The following is a 19,174-nucleotide window of genomic DNA, read 5'->3' as shown; positions in this document are numbered from 1 at the left end:
ACCACCTTTAATCGATTAAAATACATGCTGCAAGGGCATTAAACTTCAAAAAAAGATCTATTAACTTTTTATTTACATTGTGGTTTTGTTCGTTAGTTTACGCTTTTAAAGGTAATAGGCAGCGGATGGTCGTACCTGTCCCTAATGTGCTGTTAACTTCTATTTTTCCGCCATGATCGCTCACCATAGCGTATACAAGTGTCATACCCATACCGGTACCTTCACCAACTTCTTTTGTTGTATAAAAAGGGTCAAACATATGCGCTATTGTGTCTTCACTCATTCCACAGCCATTATCTTTTACCTCAATACAGATATTTGTGTTTAGTTCAAAAATATTGACCTCAATAATGCAGCCTTTTTCTAAATCAAGCTCGCATGCTTGCCAAGCATTCATTAATAGATTTACAAAAATTTGATTAATTGACGATAAATTGCACCAAATAAGTGGTAGTGGTTCAAACCGCGTTTTTATCTCGCATAGTTTGAGTTTGTTACTTAATAATCTTAAAGCATTATTAGCACCCGTTGTTACATCGGTTAGTTGTTTATCTTGCGAGGAGGAGGGGTGGGCAAAGTTTAATAAGTCATGCACAATTTGTTTTATTCGTTTGAGTCCTTCAACGCTGTCGTTAACTTGTCCCTGCAAATTGTTATAAAGCCACGCATACGGATACTGTAAATTGAGTATGTCTATTTCGTGTTTAAAACGGCTTTCTTTAATTTCATTGTTTAAGTATTGCTCGTTAAGCTTTAGCAACGTGATAAGCAAAGGAGTAGAATTTTGTAAGCTTTCTATATTACTCATTGCATAGGCAAGCGGGGTATTTATTTCGTGGGCTACGCCTGCACAAAGCGTTCCTAAGGTTGCCATTTTTTCGGTTTGCACAAACAGCATTTGCTGGTGTTCTAAATCGGCTACTTTTTTTTGTAATTCATTATTTATGGCAACTAAAACGGTGCTTTTATCTTTGAGTAATTGTTCTGCGGCCAAGCGCAGCTTTTGTTCGTTTAAAAAAGCACGTTCAAAATTACCATCTGATCCATTCATTCCTTTCATCCATATAGATAACTTTATACTTAACGTTTAGTCGTCTACATGCAAATTTGCAACTTTAGTGTGAGCATTTATCTACTTATAGATAATAACCACATTAGGTGACTCCTACTCTATATAAAAGGTAAGCATAAACAGGTCACGGATGTTTTTTTAAGCTATTATTTAGCCAGAAGTAATTTAAAGGCGGCGCAATGACTCAAGCAACACCAAACACACTAATGAATCAGGTTGATGTACTTTGTATTGATGATGACGAAATAGTACTACGCACGTTAACACGACTACTTGAAGTAAATGGCTTAACGGTTATTGTTTGCGATAATCCGCAAAACGCATTAACACTTTTTAAAAATCATGAATTTGGTTTAATTATTAGCGACATGCGGATGCCAGTAATGAACGGTGCCGAGTTTTTAGAAAAAGCGCGTGCGCTGGCACCCGACACTCAACGCATTCTATTAACCGGTTACGCCGATATACAAACAACCCTAGCGGCTGTTAACCAAGGGCAAATAAATGGTTATATTCAAAAACCATGGCAAAACGACTTATTACTTCGAAGCATTAAAGATAGCCTAGAAAAATTTGCGCTAAAAAAGCAAAACAAAAAATTAGAAACACAAGTTAAGGCACAAAACCAAGAACTACTTGAGCTAAACAACACGTTAGAGCAACGAGTAGAAAAACGCACCTTACAAATTAAACAAGTTTTAAAAAAGCTTGAAGATGCCAACGAGCGCGAAAAACAAGAGCACAAATCAACCGTTGAGCTGCTATATAATTTTGTTAACGCAAACCCTTATCTTGATGGCAATAAAGCACAAAATATTGCAAATACCTGTACACAAATAGCGCTTTACTTAAACCTGTCGCAAAAAAGCATTGATCTTGCCCCAATGGCTGGTTATTTAGCACAAATAGGTTTGCTTGCTATGGACCCTGAACTTTATAAAAAACCGCTAAATCGGTTAAATGAGCAACAGCGTAAGGCCTTTTATACTCACCCAAGTACTGCACAATTAATGCTAATGCCAGCAATACATTTACACGATTTGTCGGATGCTATTTATTATCAGTTTGAACGTTTTAACGGAAATGGAATGCCCAAAGGCCTTGCTGGAAACGACATACCAATAGGCGCTATGGTATTAGGATTAGCTCGCGACTATTGGGATGCGTTTGAGCAGAGCAATGCAAGCGATGAAAAGCAGCGCCATGAGGATGCACTCGAAAGTGTAAAACTTTATAGTGGTTCGTTTTACCACCCTAAAATAGTTCGTGCGCTTGAAGCAAGCCATGCAAAACTACACGAACAAAAAAGTTCAGCAGGATCAGTACTAATTTGTAATGCTCATGAACTCAAAGATCAAATGATACTCGGGCATGCTCTGCACAGCCATTCGGGTATAATGTTGTTGCCTAAAGGTCATGTATTTAGCCGCACATCAATAGAAAAACTGCAGCAACTAGAATCTAAAAAACCAGCCCCATTTAGAATTATGGTTAAAACTGCTAAATGATTGATCTAAACGGCAGTTTTTTTCGTTACAATGTGCATAAAATACATTATTGAATTTGCTTGAAGGAGCACTCTGTGTCGCGATTTTCTGCGGTTACTGACAATCCCCATGATGGGCGTTTTAACCAAAAAACGGGAATACTGCTTACTAACCTAGGTAGCCCTGATGCACCAACAGCTGCTGCGCTTCGTATATACTTACGTGAGTTTTTATCAGATCCACGCATTGTAGAAATACCACGCCTAGTATGGATGATAATTTTACATGGCATTATTTTGCGTGTGCGCCCTAAGCGTTCGGCTAAATTATACGAAAGTATATGGACCGAAAATGGCTCGCCGCTTACTCACATCACTCGTCAACAAAGCGTAAAGCTAAATACCTTATTGAAAGAGCAAGGTTATACCAATACCGAAGTAGTAATGGCTATGCGCTATGGCAATCCCTCAATAGAGGCTGGCCTTGAGGAGCTTCGTGATAAAGGCTTAACGCGTATTATTATATTGCCAATGTATCCGCAATATTCTAGCCCAACCACGGGTTCAACCTTTGATGCTGTATCGAGCGTACTGCGTAAATGGCGCTGGGTGCCAGAGCTGCACTTTATTAATGGCTATCATAAAAACAGCCGTTATATTGAGTCACTTGCTAATAGTATTAGTGAGGATTTAGAAGCGAATGGTATGCCACAAAAAATTGTTTTTTCGTATCACGGTATGCCTAAACTATTTTTAGAGCGAGGCGATCCGTACCATTGCCTATGTTTACAAACCACGCGTTTAGTGGTCGAAAAACTGGGCCTTGATAAAGACAAAGTAATTAGTACTTTTCAAAGTCGATTTGGTAAAGCCGAGTGGTTAAAGCCATATACCGATGCAACGCTTGAAGCCCTGCCTGATGAGGGTATTACCGATGTAGCTATTATCAGCCCTGCTTTTAGCGCCGACTGCCTAGAAACACTTGAAGAGCTAGAAGGCGAAAATCGTGAAATATTCGAAAACGCAGGTGGCAAAAAATACCGTTACATAGCGGCATTAAACGACAGAGACGACCATATAGAAGCTGTGTTTGATGTTATAAAACCTATGTTGTAACCCAGGCTTACTAAAGCACATACCTAAATATATTTCGCATTAAGCGGTGTTAAAATTAACACCGCTTTTTTTGTTTTTAGGGCTTTTAAAATATTTAGTTAATTAATTCCCAAAGAGCTTAAGAGACGCTGCGCTTTTAAAGTAAGTGATACATATTGGCCGATCTGGTTTTTCTCAGTTATTACTGATTACCTTATCTTTGTGGAAGAAATTACTTATACTTTTAATAATAATTAAAATAAATAAAAACGCATTGTGGAGGGGGAGAATACCTAAGCAACAGCAATTAAACGCTATCGCTTAAAATATAAATCAATCGCTTTGGTGAGGAGCTCGTCGAGTTGTTCTTCAAATTCTTCAATATTAATATCAAAGTGCTTTAAGTAAGCTCGAGCCTGCACAAGAGATAAATTACGGCTGTTAACGCTATATTGTCGCTCGTCTATGGCTTTATCGTAACGAGGTAAAAATACAAATTGGCCATAAAATGGTGACTTAATATGTTTATTTGCAAAACGACAAAAATCTTCAACATGCTCAGCACCCTTAGGGCCAAGGCAACCGGGCTCAATGCGATACATTAAGCGAATTTTTTTGTCGTCATTTATTTGCATATAAAGCCTTTATCTAAAAAACAGTACGCGTACTATTTTTCCATCTTTAATTTGGTAACTCGAAATAAGTTCTGAACGTTTATCAACTACCTTTTCGTCAGTTGAGCAGGTTTCTGATAGTTCGTGATCAATCACTATATCACCGTGCACTATGCGCTTAATTGGTGATGAGTGAATACACTTTAACTTTTTAAACATTAGCCCATAACGTTCTATTAGTTTTTCTTTACCTTTAAATAATAGCTCATTAGGGAAAATATAAAACTCAACATCTTCGGCATACACACGAAGAAACTCTTCAATGTTACGCGCGTTATACGCTTTAACTAACTGCTCTACTACCGCAAGTGATTCGCGCGATTGCTTAGCTTTAGTTTGTTGCTTAACTGTCAGCGCTTCTTTTGCTTGCGTAACTGCTTTTTCAGCTTCGGCTACAGCCACTGCTTTTTCTATTTTATTTTTAGGCTTTTCAGTAGGTTTAATCTGCTCGTTACCCAATACCTTTGAATCGTCTGGTTTAGTCGCATCAATTGTTGGCTTTTTAAGCTCAGGTGCTTTGTATTCAAGCGTATTTACTTTGTCGTCAGCTTTGACTTGAGTTACTGATTGCTCATCTTCAACTTTTGGTTTTTCAGCGCTTGCTTGAGCTTCAACTTGCTGCTCTTTTTGCTCAGGCTCGCTTTGTTCTGCGGCGTAAGTAATAAGCGCAACGGTGGTAATTAACGAGGCAAAAATAATAGATAACGGTTTCATAACTTTCCTAAAATGAACACTAAACACGTGTAATACCAATTACATTAAATAAGTGATCTATTATAGCGTCAAGAAAATAGCACAATAACAAGGCGAAAATTGTGACATATAGTTGTTCTATATGAATAATATTTAACGCAGTTAGTGAGTTATTTAATGCGATAGAATGATCATATTTTTGATAATATTGGTATAAGGATGCAACATAGCAAATTTTAACGTTATCGGGTAGTTAATACCACCACTGTAGCCTACCAGTACTGCTCTACAGTAATGTTACCGGGTGCTTTGCGGCGGTTACGCGTAAAGTTTTTATCGAGAAGTAGCGCGGTTGTGTCTTTTACCATTTGTGGGTTTCCGCAAATCATAAATTGCGCGTTACTAGGCTCAGGGTTTAATTTTACATGTTCAAACAAGCCGTTGCTCTCAATAGCGTTAGTAATCCGGCCACTTAAGCCTTGTAATGGCTCTTCTCTACTTACAACAGGAATATAGTTGAGTTGTTCTGGGTACACTCTTAATAACTCGTTAATAAGTGCCTGATAGCTTAAATCGTTATTAAAACGTACACCATGCACTAAGTTTATGCTTTTGTATTTTTTCCACACATCGGGCTGTTGCAATATTGATAAAAAAGGTCCTATGGCAGTGCCAGTACCTAACATCCAAAGCTGATCGCTTTGTGGTATTTCATCAAGAGTAAAAAAGCCGGTTGCGTGTTGTTCTATTAATACGGTTTCGCCAGGTTGTAATGTAGCTAAACGAGGAGAAAGCAAACCGTCAATAACGTTAATAAGGTAAAACTCAAGATCGGGGTTTTCAGGAGCGTTCACATATGAATAAGCCCGAGCAATACGCTTGTCGCCATCCATTATAGAAAGCTTTGTAAATTGCCCTGCTTTAAACGGCTCTACATTAGCATTAACGGTTAAGCTAAAGAGCGTTTCGCTCCACCATGTTACGCTTTTTACTGTTGCTTCAACCCAATTAGACATAGTTACCTCTTGGTTTAGCCATTAAAGTTTTAAATAACTCACTCCATAAACATTAGCATTAAGTGACAAAGACTTACAGGAGAATATGACTAGATTTAAAGCAGTGATGTATGCAGTATTTACCAATAAAATAATGTGAATAATTAGCTCTGCGATAAGAGCCATTAATTGCATAAGGAAAAGCGAAGCAGTAGTAACTAAGAAAAATAAAGTCAAAAAAACAGTACTTTTTTATTTTATCACTCACTTTAAAAGCGCTGCGTCTTATATCACCATTAGTGAATTATTTACTTGAAAAACTATTGCGCTAGGAGAAGCCAAAGAGGAGTAAATGAGAAGAACCAAGCCAGAAACGAGTATTTTATCACTGACTCTAAAAGCGTAGCGTCTCTTAACCTCTTAGTGAATTATTTATTTAAGCCTTTATTAATTAATTTTATAGTTAAACTCAAATTCCACACATAAAAAACGGTGCTAAATTTAGCACCGTTTTTATAAGCAATTAGAAAAAGTTTACGCTTTTTTCTCTTCACAACTTGCTAGGTATTCGTCAAACGTACCTTGGAAGTCGATTACTTTTTTATCTTTAATATCAATGATGCGCGTAGCTAATGACGATACAAACTCACGGTCATGGCTTACAAAAATAAGCGTACCTTCAAAGTCTTTTAATGCATTGTTAAGCGCTTCAATGGCTTCCATATCCATGTGGTTAGTTGGTTCGTCCATAACAAGCACATTAACGTCTTGCATCATTAACTTACCAAATAACAGGCGGTTTTTTTCACCACCAGAACAGTTACGCGCTTTTTTGTTTGAATCGTCTGCTGTAAACAACAAACGGCCTAACATGCCACGAACCATTAAATCGTTGTGCTTAGCTGTACGCCATTGCGACATCCAATCAAACAACGTTAAATCGTTTTCAAAATCTTTAGTGCTGTCTTGCGGGCAATAACCAAAGGTCGCATTTTCAGACCATTTAATTTCGCCTTCATTACTTTTAAGCTCGTCTACTAAACAGCGTAAAAATGTAGTTTTACCCACACCATTTTCGCCAATTACAGCAAGCTTAGCGCCAGCTTCTAGTAGTAAGTCGCCACCAGTAAATAACGTTTCGCCATCAAAACCATGGCCAAGCTTATTAACTTCAAGCGCTTGACGATACATTTTTTTACCTTCGTCAAACGAAAGTGATGGGCTCATACGGCTTGAAGATTTAACTTCATCAAGCTTAATTTTATCCATTTTTTTAGCGCGCGAACTCGCTTGTTTAGCTTTTGAAGCGTTAGCACCAAAACGGTTAACAAAGTCTTGTAGTTCGTCAATCTCAGCGCTCTTTTTAGCGTTTTCAGCTAAAAGTTGCTCGCGTTGTAGGCCCGCAGCATCTAAAAACTTCTCGTAGTTACCAGGGTAAATACGCAGCTCGCCGTAATCAATGTCGGCCATGTGTGTACATACCGAGTTTAAAAAGTGACGGTCATGCGAAATAATAATCATCGTACATTTACGTTTGTTAAGCTCGTTAGCAAGCCACGTAATTGTATGAATATCCAAGTTATTGGTAGGCTCATCCAGTAGCAAAATGTCAGGATTTGCAAATAACGCTTGTGCTAAAAGCACACGTAGTTTCCAACCTGGAGCAACGTTTGCCATTAACCCGTAATGAAATTCTTTATCGATACCCGCTTCAAGCAAAATTTCTTCAGCGCGGCTTTCTGCCGTGTAACCGTCCATTTCAGCAAATACGCTTTCAAGATCGGCTACTTTCATGCCGTCGTCTTCGCTCATTTCTGGTAACGAGTAAATACGTTCGCGCTCTTGCTTTACTTTCCAAAGCTCCACGTCGCCCATAATTACCGCGTCTACAACGCTGTATTGCTCAAAAGCAAACTGGTCTTGGCTTAGGTTACCTAATTTCAACCCTGGAGTAATAGATACATTACCCGCACTTGGAACAAGCGCACCGCTTAAAATTTTCATGAAAGTCGACTTGCCGCAGCCGTTAGCGCCAATTAAACCGTAACGGTTACCGTTACCAAATTTAGCTGAAATGTTTTCAAACAACGGCTCTGCGCCAAACTGCATCGTAATATTTGCGGTGGAGATCAAAAAGGGTAATCCTAGATTAGTACTGACAGGAGTACGCTGCAGCAACACGCCACAAACAAGAACCAGACAATAGGGTAAATTAGCTGGCGAATTATACAGATCAGCCACAACGAATGAAAGATAAAAGGCAGCTAATTTATAACCAAGCGAAAATAACGGCAATTCTCAATTTTAAGCCACTATTTTTAGCGTATGTAGTGTTGAATGTGCTTACAGCCACAATGTAAATAATTACTAACGCCAGGCAATATTAAAGAAGTGTTGCAGCTAAAGAGCTAAGTTATTGCCCATGCTTTAATGCACAGGTTGATAAATTAACTTTATAGCAGCCGCATTTTTAGTAATTAATTGATTAATGGTCGCCACGTCATCAAGTGTTAGCGACTCCTTGCTTAGCATAAAATGCACATTGTTAACGTTAATCGGTGTAATAGACTTTACCTGCGTAATTGAGGGGTGTTTTTTTACAAAGTACTGCGCAACCACTGAGTCTTCAATAACATAGTCGATTCGTTTTTTATCTAACATGCTAAATCGATTATTTGCTTGAGCAGTAAGCACTACCTGTGTTGAATACTTAGTTTTTAGTTGTTCAAGCTCGTTACCAAAAAAGCTTCCTCGGTTAATACCAGCTGTAAACTCCTTACTAAAAAGCTCAGGTAAGCTTGTCACATCAGGCGAGTCTTTATGTTTATAAAGATGCATAACTTCTTCGCGGTAGGGCAAACTAAAGTGCGCATATTGAGCGCGTTTTTTTGTGTAACTTGCCGCGTAGGTCATATCTACTCGGCCATTTTTAAGCTCAGCTTGAACACGCGAAAAACTCGGGAAATAAGTCCATTTAATACAAAATTTTGAATCTTTAAAAATAGCGTTTACAGCATCCACTTCTGTGCCTAAAAATGTATCACCTTGCTTAACAAGGTAAGGCGGCCAATTAGTTTCGTTAGTGCCCATTACCAATGTTTTTGAACACGCAAGGGCATTAAAGTGAGTAAATAGCAGTGTAGTAAATGTTAAAAATAAAGTTTTCATTACACTCCTAGTATTTAAACAGCGCATTAAGTGCTGTTTTGTTTTTGTTTATATGATCATTAATTACTGCAAGCTCAGTAACCGACACCGTTTGTTTGCTAAACATTAAATAAATATCGTCTTTATTTACATGCTCAATATTGGTTACTAATTTGATATTTGAGCCTTTTTTGCCAAAGTAAGCCCCCACTAACTCGTCTTCAATAGCAAAATCAATACGTTGTTTATTAAGCATTTCAAAGCGTTTACTGGTTGCACTGGTGTATTCAATCTGCTTTTTATATTTAGTTTTATATTGCTCAAACTCCTCGCCGTAATAGCTTCCAAAGTTAGCGCCAACAATAAAGCCTTGTTTAAAAATGTCTTCGAGGTTTTTAACACTATGCTGATTATTTTTGTTTTCGTATAAGCGCATAACTTCAGTTCGGTAGTTATCACTAAAGTGCACGTATTTAGCGCGCTCGTCTGTATAACTTGCAGCCCACCCTAAATCAATACGGCCGTATTTAAGCTCAATAAAAGCCCGCTTAGAATTTGGCAGTAACTTAACTTCAAAACAAAAAGGGGAGTCAGCAAATATAATGTTGAGCGCATCAACCTCTGAGCCTTGCAGCTTACCGTTAATGCCCATTACATAAGGCGGCCAAAAAGCATCGTGCGATGCCACGCTAAAGGTTCTTTCACAAGCAAATACATTAAATGGAGCCGTAAACAGCAAACATAAAAATACGGTAATTAATTTATTCATTACGCCTCATAGTTATTATTTTGCTCATTATTACAACAGTATAAACCAGCTTTTGTATTTTAGCGGCGCGGGTTTGTTTAAATTTGTAAATATTTCGTTAAATATTCATTTTAGGATAAAACAACCAAACTAGCGTTGTTGGTAACCTTATCTATGGGTACACTAATAATAAATTTATACATAGCAGGGCACGTTATGTCGCCAACTAAAATTCGCAACAATGTTATAAAACTCAGTGAATTAAGCACTAAACAACCAAACTACTATTTTATACAAGGTTATTTAATGGGGTTAGGTGTATTACCCCAAATGCTTCCCCTGAGCGAGTGGCAACCTGATTTATTTGGAGATATTAACCTTCAAAAAGAGAGCGAGCTAAAATACCTCGAAAGCTTAATGGCGCTGTATAACCAAAGCATGGATAAAGTAATTCAAAACGAATTAAAAATGCCAACAAAATGCAGCCTATCTAAGCAAGACTATCGGGATTCGCTAAAGCCGAACATGCCCCTACCAAGTTACTGTAAAGGGGTTTTACAGGCGCTTAAAAATATAAATAAACGTATGCTTGATGCAGGGCAAAAACAGGCTCTTAATAACTTAAGCAGCGTTTTAAAAGCATTTTCTAATGAAAAAGCAGCAGCCAAAGAGTTTGGTGAATTTGCCCAATACAACGCCCAAGAATATAAACGTAATTATGTGTATTTTATGGCCGACGCTATTTTTGAACTTCGATTTAGTAACGACCTAACTTTAAGTGATGAAGATGAGGCCGAATTTAACAACAGCTTTTTAGACGAAGAACCAAATGAATTAGATGAGCTTGATGAATTACTTGAACTGGTACTTGCCGACACCGAGCTAAAAGCACTTGAGCCAATACAAATGTTGCTAGACATAATGGAAAGTGGGCTCATAACAAAGCAATTTATTAAAGATAACACAGGGCACTTTTGGGGCTTGCACGAAACCCGCCCTTATATGATGCTTCGCGCGCATCGAGCAAAAATACATGCGCTGCATGGTTATACCCAAAAAGCGCAGTCAGAACTCGAAGAGTTATTAACGCTAAACCCAAACGACAATCAAGCAAACCGCTTTTTATTAATGAACTGCCTAATCATTGATAAACAATGGGACAAGTTGGATGCTCTATTGGCCGACTTTGATTTTCAAGAACTACACACAACAGCTAGCCGTGCGCTAAGTGCTTTTGTAAAACATGGTGATTCAAAACCAGCTAACGAATATAAAAAAATGCTCCAGCAGCAAAATAAACACTTTAGCAAAATACTTACAGGGCAAGAAAAATTAAAAGAACAACAGCCGCCATATTTCAGCCCAGGCAGTAAAGAAGAAGTAGCTGTTTACCTTGATTCGTTAGGTAAGCAGGCGTGGATTTCGGTACCTGCGAGTCTTTTTTGGCTAAGAAAAAAGTAATAACTAAAAGCGTAACTCAAAAAATGCTAAGCGCGATTTTATATCGCGCTCAGTGCTCAACATCAGCACTTAATAACAACGGCGTATTAATTTAAAAATTTCTACTTATTAAGCCTATATTTAATGCGCTTGTTCCTGTAGATTAAACAAATAATGAATGCAGTATTAACAGTGCCTTAGCTGTTAAACGATTAGCCAAGGAGCGGTGAGTCTCGTGTCAAACACCACACTTACTTATTACAACCAAAATGCCAAAGCCTTTAGCGACTCAACACTAAACGTTGATATGTCGGCGCTTTATGCTGAGTTTTTACCGCACGTTGCACAGCACGGGAGTATTTTAGATGCCGGTTGTGGCAGTGCGCGCGATGCCGCTTTTTTTAAAGCGCAGGGTTTTACTGTAAGTGCGTTTGACGCAAGCCCAGAGCTGGCAGAGTTGGCAAGCAGTTACTTACAACAACCTGTAGCGGTTAAAACATTCCAAGAGCTAAATTGTGTAAATCAATACGACGGTATTTGGTGCTGCGCTAGTTTATTACACGTTCCAAAGGCTGAGTTACCGCAGGTGTTTTTAAACCTACAAAATGCGCTTAAACCGAATGGCGTTTTGTATATATCGTTTAAATATGGCGATACAGAACGTGTGCATAATGGTCGTGAATTTACCGATTTAACCGAGCAATTATTAAGTGATTTAATCAATCAGCACACGCAATTGAGCATAATGAAGCACTGGCAAAGTGTTGATCAGCGCCCAGGGCGCGAAAGCGAAGTATGGTTAAATGCCTTGTTAACGCATAGCAAAGCGAAATTATAAGTGAATAGTTTTAGCGAACATCAACACCTGCAGAATAATAACCGACAGCTTATTACGGGTGATAATGATCCGTTATTACCCAACCTTGTACATGCCATAAACAATGCCACTGAGATTGAAATTACAGTTTCATTTATTCAGCCAAGTGGCTTAGCACTGTTGTTCGACCCCCTAAGCGAAGCTTTACAAAGCGGCGCAACGCTCAAACTACTTACCTCAGACTACCTTGATATTACTCACCCTAATGCGTTGAGAGAACTTATGGCATTAGTAGATCGTGGAGCCGATGTGCGTATTTACCAAACGCACAGTAATCAAAGTTTTCATATGAAGTCGTATATTTTTATAAAAACAAACGACCAAAAAGAGATTACTGATGGCTGTGCCTTTATTGGCTCAAGTAATATTAGTGCCAGCGCATTAACCAAAGGTCATGAGTGGAATTTTAGACACGATTATACACAACCAAAAACAAGCCAAGCAGCAAAGCAGTTTTTAAGTATTCGCACAGCTTTTGAAAATATTTTTAATCACGAATTTGTTACCCATTTAAGCCATGAATGGATAAATAGCTACATTACTAGGCGTAAAACACAGCAGTTTGTATCGGTAAACCATGCTGATACAGCTGAGCAAGTTATTGAAAAGAATGAAGCTAAAACACCAAGGCCAGCTCAAATTGAAGCGCTTAATGCCCTAGCGCAAACCCGTACAGAGGGTTTTAAACGTGGTTTAGTGGTATTAGCAACGGGCATGGGTAAAACATGGTTAAGTGCATTTGATGTAAAACAATTCAAAGCTAAACGCGTTTTATTTGTAGCGCATCGCGAAGAAATACTTTTGCAAGCACAGCGTACTTTTTCTGAATTACTTACTTTATCTACTGGGTTTTATAACGGTAAACAGCGAGACAAAAACGCTGAGTGTTTATTTGCCTCTATTCAAACCATTGGCCGAAGTAATCACTTAAAGCAGTTTGCACCAACAGCATTTGATTACATTATTGTTGACGAATTTCATCATGCAAGTGCGCGCGTATATCGCCAGCTTTTAAACTACTTTGAACCCAAGTTTTTACTGGGTTTAACAGCTACACCAGAGCGTACCGACCAAGCTGATATTTTAGGGTTATGCGACAACAACCTAGTATTTGAGCGTAACTTAACGCAGGGGATAGACCAAAAAACGTTAGTTCCATTTCATTACTACGGTATTTGGGATGAAAACGTAAACTACCAAGCTATTCCGTGGCGTAATGGCCGATTTGATCCAACAGCACTTGAAAACAAATTTGCAACCGAAAAACGGGCAGACCACGCACTTTTACAGTGGCAGCAATACAAACAGCAGCGCACATTAGGTTTTTGTATATCTACTAAACATGCTGATTATATGGCGGCTGCATTTAATAACGCGGGTGTAAAAGCGCTATCTGTACATAACCAGTCAAAAGTACGCCGTAATGATGCACTAAAACAATTAGAACAGCGTCAAGTTGAAGTATTATTTACCGTTGATTTGTTTAACGAGGGGACTGATTTACCAAGCATTGATACCATATTAATGTTGCGCCCAAGCGACTCTAAAATACTCTTTTTACAGCAATTAGGGCGGGGTTTACGCACCCTCGAAGGTAAAACACATTTAGTGGTGCTCGATTTTATTGGTAACCACCACAGCTTTTTAAATAAACCTTATGCGCTACTTCATGAAACCACGCCAACTGGTGTAGTTAAAAAGCTTAAAAAACCAAACCTTGCTGATGGCTGCTTTATAAATATTGACTTAAAAGTTACCAACTTTTGGCAGCAGCTAGCCAAAATACAGCGCACCACAGCGTTAGAAGATATAACACAACTTGCCGAGCAACTAGGGCATTTACCTACATTAAGTGAGTTTTACTACCACTACGGCGATATAAAAAAGGTAAACAGCAACTACACTAGTTGGTTTGATCTAATTGCTAAAACACAAAATATTGATGACGAAGCACAGCAAAGTGCCAAGCAATTAGCACCGTTTTACGAGTTTTTACATAAAGGCATACAAACAACCAGTATGACCAAATGCTTCAAAGCTATTTTGCTTGAGGCTTATGTTGCTTTAAATGGCTTTGCTAACCCCCCAACAGTTGCAGAACTTGCTGTAATGAGTGCAAAGGTACTCGCGCGCCATCCAAATTTAAAGCAACACGATTTACCTATTAAAGAACAGCAAGCAGCTGCAGATTCGCAAACATGGCAAAGCTACTGGCGTAAAAATCCAATTAAAGCCTACACCAATAAAAATAAAGACGGCACACAATGGTTTACCTTACAAAATAACACCGTAAAAGCCACGTTTGACGTACCCGCAGAAAAATGCGAATTACTAAACGGCGCCGTGTTAGAACTGGTTGAATACACCTTAGCTAAATACAGCCAGCGACTAAAAGTAAAAACGCCAACCACGGAACAAAATACAGAGCAAAAAGCTGACAATGTAACCCAGCTAGCGTTTAAAGATCTTGCCGATACAGCAAACGCGCAAGATAACGCATTAAAACTGCCGTACTTCCCTAATATTAAAATTGCCTGCGGGCATTTTAAAACAGGGGATGAAAGCGATATGGAATTAATGGACGCACCTTTTGGTGCAGGCAAGCTTGATCCAAACGTACATTTTTTAGCACGTGCATCGGGTAACTCTATGAACGGCGGTAAAGCCCCAATTTACGATGGCGACTTACTGCTACTTGAGCTTATAACCTCTGATAAAGCCGGATCGCTACGCGGCCAAATTGTCGCGATAGAGCGAGATGATATAACTGGAGAAGGGCAATATTTACTGCGTAAAGTTAATAAATTACCAAACGGGCAATATGAGCTAATCGCTCAAAACCCAGATTATGAAGTAATGATTGCTGATGAAAACATGCGAACGTTCGCACGGTTTAAACAAATAGTACCAGAGTAATTTGATCATTTTTAGGTGCGCAGCTTCCAGGCAAAGCTTTAAATTGCAGTTTATTTTTGCGTTGTATAAATTAAAAGTAATCATTTCAAAAAGGAAAATAAAAAATGAAATGTAAAAAAATCCATAGAACTGCTGCCTTAGTGCTTGCAGCTCCGTTAGTACTAAGCGGTTGTGCTGCTACAAATAATATATCTAACACAACTATAGGGTGTGTTGGTGGGGCTGTAGTTGGTGCGTTAGGTACTTTTTTGGTAACAGGCGATCCAAAAAAAGCAGTCATGGGCGCAGGGGTAGGTTTTATTGCTGGATGTGGCGCAGGCTACTATTTAGATAAAAGAGAAGAGGAGTTAGCCAAACTTGCAGAGGAAAGCTCATTAAAACCAGAATTTGAGCGTATCTCTAATAACGAAGCTAATGGGGCTAGCTTTTCAGAAAACGCCACTGAAAACGTGATAGCGTCTCAGCTTTCATTATCCACCGAAAAGCCAATGTTCGACTCAGGAAAAGCCCAAATAACAGATTCTGAACAACTTGCAAACTTACAAAAATTTCTCAAAGGTTATGTAAAATCACTCGATCCAGCTTCAAAACTATATGTTGTTGGGCATACAGACAGTTCAGGGTCTGCAGCGTTTAACCAACGCTTATCAGAAAAGCGCGCAAAATTTATTGCTAATGAACTTGTAAATGCTGGCATAAATGAGAACCGTCTGTTTTTTGAAGGTGTGGGCGAGTCACAACCTGTAGCGAGTAACTTAACGAATGAAGGAAAAAGCAAAAATCGTCGCTTTGAAATAATAGACGTGCTCATGGATACAACCGGCGAGTCGGCTCAAGCGAATACTGTATCAGATGAGCAGGTTATCCAAGTTGCAAGTGCAAAGAAAACACGTATTGAAAATGTAATAAATGACCTTCCTGTTATAGTTAAAACTAAAAAATCACTACCTACCCCCACCGTGTCTGTAAGTAATAATCAGCACTCTACAAGCCTTGGGTTACAGGGAGTTAAACTTGAAGAGTTTGATAAGAGTTATGTGATAACAGCTTTGGGTGAAAGAGAAGAAGAGTCGTTTATGACTTTTTTTACAGCTGCAAATGCTGACGATTCCGAATTTATGGGAAGTTGTGCCTATGCGGCACCAGTTGTTCAATCTTCACTTAAACCATATAACGGAAGGCCTATTCAGAAAGCTAAAGTTGCAGACAGTATTAGTAATCTTTTTGGAACTGCATGGTACGGTATGGCTGGTTCTACAGCAATAACACTTGGTCCTATCGGTATAGAAAAGAATAATCTTAACCCTACGCATAAACCATATTTCAGTTTCTATAAACAATATGATGGCAGCGCAACTAAGGCTGATCTTAAATACCCTGTAAGTGTAGAAACATACCGTGGAGACGGAACTGTTTTAGTTCGTATGTTTGCTCAGGATGATAATGCACTAATGCGCTGTAGTGATGTGGTATTTAGTACCAATGGTTCTACTCAGACACAAGCTAGTGCTGTTATTTATCAAGAAAATAATGAATTAATGGCAAAAGCATTCAACATGAATTTAGTAAAAGGATAAAACGATGGACTTATTCAGTGTATTACAAACTTATCGCGATATTCTTATTGTTATCGCTGCTACGCTTTCTATTTTGGCGTACATTGCATACACCAACTGGGATGCTGTTAGTTTGTGGTGGAAAGGATTTAAATATCATAACTTTTTATTTAGTAAATTACGTTCACTGGCTAAAAACCCAGATACTGCCGGACGCTGGTTTCATTCAGAAACAGTTGTCTGTCAAGACTATGGTGAATTGTACTCTCAAATTCATAAAGATGGAGATTATTACGAATCTAGTAAAAAATATTTATCAATTGTAGGTGAATCAGGGAGGAAGCCCTTAGGTACATTATTGATGCTTGGCTTGTTTGCAGTTCTCGTTTTAGAAGCTTGGGGTTTTAGCTACACAATGGCTGGTTTCATTGACTTAAGCGCATCTGAAAATACACGAGTTACAATGACTTGGATTGTGGCAATTGCTTTTGCAGTTATTCTTGCATTTTTGACTCATATGATGGGTCATGAGCTTTATCGTAACGGCATTCTTGGTCGTATACGTAATAACTGGCAAGTTGATGATACAGAAAGTAGACCTAGAACTTTAGATGATATCGATTTTGACTACGAAATTGACAATTTTACTGATGAAAATGGACCAAAATATAAGCAACGGCTTAATCGGTTAGATGTTAATTCTCCAAGGAAGAAACATACATTTACAATAGGTGCTTTAGTCGCAATTATTGCTATAGGTATCATCATTACTTTTGTTCGAGTTAAAACACTCGAAGTTGCACAAACACAAGATGCAATGTGCCAACCTAGTTCAGCAACATCAAATGCAGCTTTAACAAGCTTGGATGACCTATATAGTTCAACACCACCACCTCCGCTTGAGTCTCAGAAAGTTTCAGCAGAAGCTGTAGGAAAAGGTGAAAGTGAGATCTGTCAGGCAACAAAAGAAGGTAGCTGGGCTACATTTGGTATGCTTGCTATTTTATTTATTGTTTTACAAGCATTCGCTACTTGGGTTTCTTTTAAGTTTGGTTTTGTAGGCAAACATTCAAAGTCGGCTTGGAAGAATACACACAAGTTCAACACAAAAAATCAATATGAAGCTGCAATGGATGCAAAGAGCAAGAGAATATCACAACGTGCTCAAAAAACACTTGGAGACTTGCAATCTCGTATGGCCAAAGTGCTTATAGATAGCACTATGAATAGCAGTGTATCAGATTTACTTAAGAAGGCATCTGACCGAACTTTCCTTAGGTATGTAGAGCAAGAGTCAGAACAGTCTTTATCAAGTCGAAATCGACAAACACAAACTATGCTTGAGAGAGAGCGTGAGCACTCAGATATTATTTCTAAGTCTGCTAGCCAAGTTACGGCGGATGAATTTAAAGCTGTGAGCTCTAATTCTCGGATTGAACAACCTACAGATGAAGAGATTGAGAGCCAGATTCTTACCGAAACAAAAGAGCAATCGTTAAGTGATGAAGAACTAGAAAAGCAGATTCTTGCCGAAGCACAGGCTAAGAAACAAGAAACTCCAGAAGAGCAGAGAGCTCGTGTTCTTGAAAAATTAAAAGCAGAAGGTAAATTATGATTAAGCAATTGATGTTGCTAGCAGTAATGACTAGCTCTTTAGCCTTTGCTGAGACGGATAGAGATGACATTATTTCTTGTTATACTTACGCTGATATGACTGAATTAAAACCAGCTACCTCAATTAGAGATGTTGTTGTTTTAGTCGATCAGACAGTGAATTTAGATACAAATCTTAAAAAAAGTGTCCATAAACAAGTGCAGCAACTTTTAGGTCCTGGTGATCGCATTCGAATAGTTTCCTTTTCAGCAAATGCACAAGGTCACTATACCGACATTGCATTTGAAGGAGAATTTGACCAGCCTCTCAAGGAGGAACAGCGCAATGCAATGAACCGTATAAAATTAGGGAAATTTGATAAATGTATGGAGATGCAAAGCAATAAAGCTATTGTTCTGGTTCATGAAAAACTGAAAGCTTCATTCCACGATAGCGATCAAAGTTATCCTAAAACTGAGCTTGTGGGATCAATACTGGATGTATCTTCAGCTATTTATATTAAAAATAATACTCAACGTAGAATAATGATTCTTGTATCTGATATGTTGGAAAATTCTGATATTTCTAGTTTTTATGCTTCAGGCAGTATTAGAGCCATTAATGCGGATGATGAATTTGCAAAGTATTCAGCAGTTGTTTCTCCAACTGCGCTAGCTCAAGTAGATGTATTTGTTATAGGTGGCGGCTACGCAAACGGTGGGCGAGCATATTCTTCTCAAGCAGACCTTAATTCACTTAAATTGTTTTGGTTGAAAGTTATTGAGCAGGCAGGTGGCTCGCTAAAGCAATTTGGTACCCCAAAACTTTTAACCGATATTGAGTGATGTTTATACTTAAAATATAGCAGTCATTTTTTGTCT

General features: G+C 38.4%; 15 protein-coding genes. 8 read left to right on the top strand and 7 right to left on the bottom strand.

From position 1 onward, the window contains the following. Window positions 1-97: 97 nt before the first annotated feature. Window positions 98-1,051, bottom strand: a complete 954-nt coding sequence (locus GQR45_RS15215) for a HAMP domain-containing sensor histidine kinase (protein WP_007583514.1) — start codon at window positions 1,049-1,051, stop codon at window positions 98-100. Window positions 1,052-1,251: 200 nt separating this feature from the next. Between GQR45_RS15215 and GQR45_RS15210 the strand changes: the two genes are divergently transcribed. After that, on the top strand, window positions 1,252-2,580 hold the full coding sequence (locus GQR45_RS15210; RefSeq protein ID WP_165726396.1) for an HD domain-containing phosphohydrolase: 1,329 nt from the start codon (window positions 1,252-1,254) through the stop codon (window positions 2,578-2,580). 74 nt (window positions 2,581-2,654) lie between these two features. After that, complete coding sequence (gene hemH, locus GQR45_RS15205; RefSeq protein ID WP_165726395.1) at window positions 2,655-3,674, top strand: ferrochelatase; 1,020 nt, start codon at window positions 2,655-2,657, stop codon at window positions 3,672-3,674. A gap of 293 nt (window positions 3,675-3,967) precedes the next feature. On the opposite strand, the gene GQR45_RS15200 is transcribed toward hemH, so the two are convergent. From GQR45_RS15200 to GQR45_RS15175, 6 genes are all read right to left on the bottom strand, one after another. After that, window positions 3,968-4,288 (bottom strand): hypothetical protein, encoded by a 321-nt coding sequence (locus GQR45_RS15200; RefSeq protein WP_010555512.1) that lies wholly within the window; start codon window positions 4,286-4,288, stop codon window positions 3,968-3,970. A gap of 9 nt (window positions 4,289-4,297) precedes the next feature. Continuing rightward, the gene (locus GQR45_RS15195) at window positions 4,298-5,041 is read right to left on the bottom strand and encodes a nuclear transport factor 2 family protein (protein WP_165726394.1); all 744 of its coding nucleotides are present in this window, start codon (window positions 5,039-5,041) and stop codon (window positions 4,298-4,300) included. Between the two features lie 251 nt (window positions 5,042-5,292). Further along, a complete protein-coding gene (locus GQR45_RS15190; protein WP_101164395.1) occupies window positions 5,293-6,036 on the bottom strand; it encodes a ferredoxin--NADP reductase in 744 nt (247 codons plus the stop codon). A gap of 513 nt (window positions 6,037-6,549) precedes the next feature. Beyond that, window positions 6,550-8,148 carry an ABC-F family ATPase gene (locus GQR45_RS15185; RefSeq protein WP_010555514.1) on the bottom strand — a complete coding sequence of 533 codons (1,599 nt, stop codon included), beginning with the start codon at window positions 8,146-8,148 and terminating at the stop codon, window positions 6,550-6,552. Window positions 8,149-8,442: 294 nt separating this feature from the next. Next, window positions 8,443-9,183, bottom strand: a complete 741-nt coding sequence (locus GQR45_RS15180) for a transporter substrate-binding domain-containing protein (RefSeq protein WP_165726393.1) — start codon at window positions 9,181-9,183, stop codon at window positions 8,443-8,445. Between the two features lie 7 nt (window positions 9,184-9,190). Next, window positions 9,191-9,931 carry an ABC transporter substrate-binding protein gene (locus GQR45_RS15175; protein WP_165726392.1) on the bottom strand — a complete coding sequence of 247 codons (741 nt, stop codon included), beginning with the start codon at window positions 9,929-9,931 and terminating at the stop codon, window positions 9,191-9,193. A gap of 195 nt (window positions 9,932-10,126) precedes the next feature. On the opposite strand from GQR45_RS15175, the gene GQR45_RS15170 reads away from it, so the two are divergent. The 6 genes from GQR45_RS15170 to GQR45_RS15145 all read left to right on the top strand — a co-directional run bounded on the left by GQR45_RS15170 (window position 10,127) and on the right by GQR45_RS15145 (window position 19,138). Continuing rightward, a complete protein-coding gene (locus GQR45_RS15170) occupies window positions 10,127-11,371 on the top strand; it encodes a UPF0149 family protein (RefSeq protein WP_165726391.1) in 1,245 nt (414 codons plus the stop codon). Between the two features lie 214 nt (window positions 11,372-11,585). Then, entirely contained in the window at window positions 11,586-12,188 is a 603-nt protein-coding gene (locus GQR45_RS15165; protein WP_165726390.1) for a class I SAM-dependent methyltransferase, read from the top strand. Continuing rightward, entirely contained in the window at window positions 12,189-15,143 is a 2,955-nt protein-coding gene (locus GQR45_RS15160) for a DEAD/DEAH box helicase family protein (protein WP_165726389.1), read from the top strand. 104 nt (window positions 15,144-15,247) lie between these two features. Continuing rightward, a complete protein-coding gene (locus GQR45_RS15155) occupies window positions 15,248-16,720 on the top strand; it encodes an OmpA family protein (protein ID WP_165726388.1) in 1,473 nt (490 codons plus the stop codon). A 4-nt stretch (window positions 16,721-16,724) separates the two neighbouring features. Further along, window positions 16,725-18,314: a hypothetical protein gene (locus GQR45_RS15150; protein WP_165726387.1), complete on the top strand. Its 1,590-nt coding sequence runs from the start codon at window positions 16,725-16,727 to the stop codon at window positions 18,312-18,314. After that, window positions 18,311-19,138, top strand: coding sequence for a hypothetical protein (locus GQR45_RS15145; RefSeq protein WP_165726386.1), 828 nt, complete (start codon window positions 18,311-18,313; stop codon window positions 19,136-19,138). Before GQR45_RS15150 ends, GQR45_RS15145 begins: the two co-directional genes overlap by 4 nt. The last annotated feature ends 36 nt before the right edge of the window (window positions 19,139-19,174 follow it).

The sequence above is a fragment of the Pseudoalteromonas sp. SA25 genome (assembly GCF_011378705.1).
Classification (GTDB): domain Bacteria; phylum Pseudomonadota; class Gammaproteobacteria; order Enterobacterales; family Alteromonadaceae; genus Pseudoalteromonas; species Pseudoalteromonas arctica.
The sequence above is the reverse complement of the archived record's forward strand: the minus strand, read 5'-3'. Positions and strand labels throughout refer to the sequence as shown.

What these genes read in the sequence shown, in the direction of transcription:
- GQR45_RS15215 (WP_007583514.1), bottom strand. Translation starts at nt 1,051, where the DNA reads ATGAATGGATCAGATGGTAATTTTGAACGTGCTTTTTTAAACGAACAA.
- GQR45_RS15210 (WP_165726396.1), top strand. Translation starts at nt 1,252, where the DNA reads ATGACTCAAGCAACACCAAACACACTAATGAATCAGGTTGATGTACTT.
- GQR45_RS15200 (WP_010555512.1), bottom strand. Translation starts at nt 4,288, where the DNA reads ATGCAAATAAATGACGACAAAAAAATTCGCTTAATGTATCGCATTGAG.
- GQR45_RS15195 (WP_165726394.1), bottom strand. Translation starts at nt 5,041, where the DNA reads ATGAAACCGTTATCTATTATTTTTGCCTCGTTAATTACCACCGTTGCG.
- GQR45_RS15190 (WP_101164395.1), bottom strand. Translation starts at nt 6,036, where the DNA reads ATGTCTAATTGGGTTGAAGCAACAGTAAAAAGCGTAACATGGTGGAGC.
- GQR45_RS15180 (WP_165726393.1), bottom strand. Translation starts at nt 9,183, where the DNA reads ATGAAAACTTTATTTTTAACATTTACTACACTGCTATTTACTCACTTT.
- GQR45_RS15175 (WP_165726392.1), bottom strand. Translation starts at nt 9,931, where the DNA reads ATGAATAAATTAATTACCGTATTTTTATGTTTGCTGTTTACGGCTCCA.
- GQR45_RS15170 (WP_165726391.1), top strand. Translation starts at nt 10,127, where the DNA reads ATGTCGCCAACTAAAATTCGCAACAATGTTATAAAACTCAGTGAATTA.
- GQR45_RS15155 (WP_165726388.1), top strand. Translation starts at nt 15,248, where the DNA reads ATGAAATGTAAAAAAATCCATAGAACTGCTGCCTTAGTGCTTGCAGCT.
- GQR45_RS15150 (WP_165726387.1), top strand. Translation starts at nt 16,725, where the DNA reads ATGGACTTATTCAGTGTATTACAAACTTATCGCGATATTCTTATTGTT.
- GQR45_RS15145 (WP_165726386.1), top strand. Translation starts at nt 18,311, where the DNA reads ATGATTAAGCAATTGATGTTGCTAGCAGTAATGACTAGCTCTTTAGCC.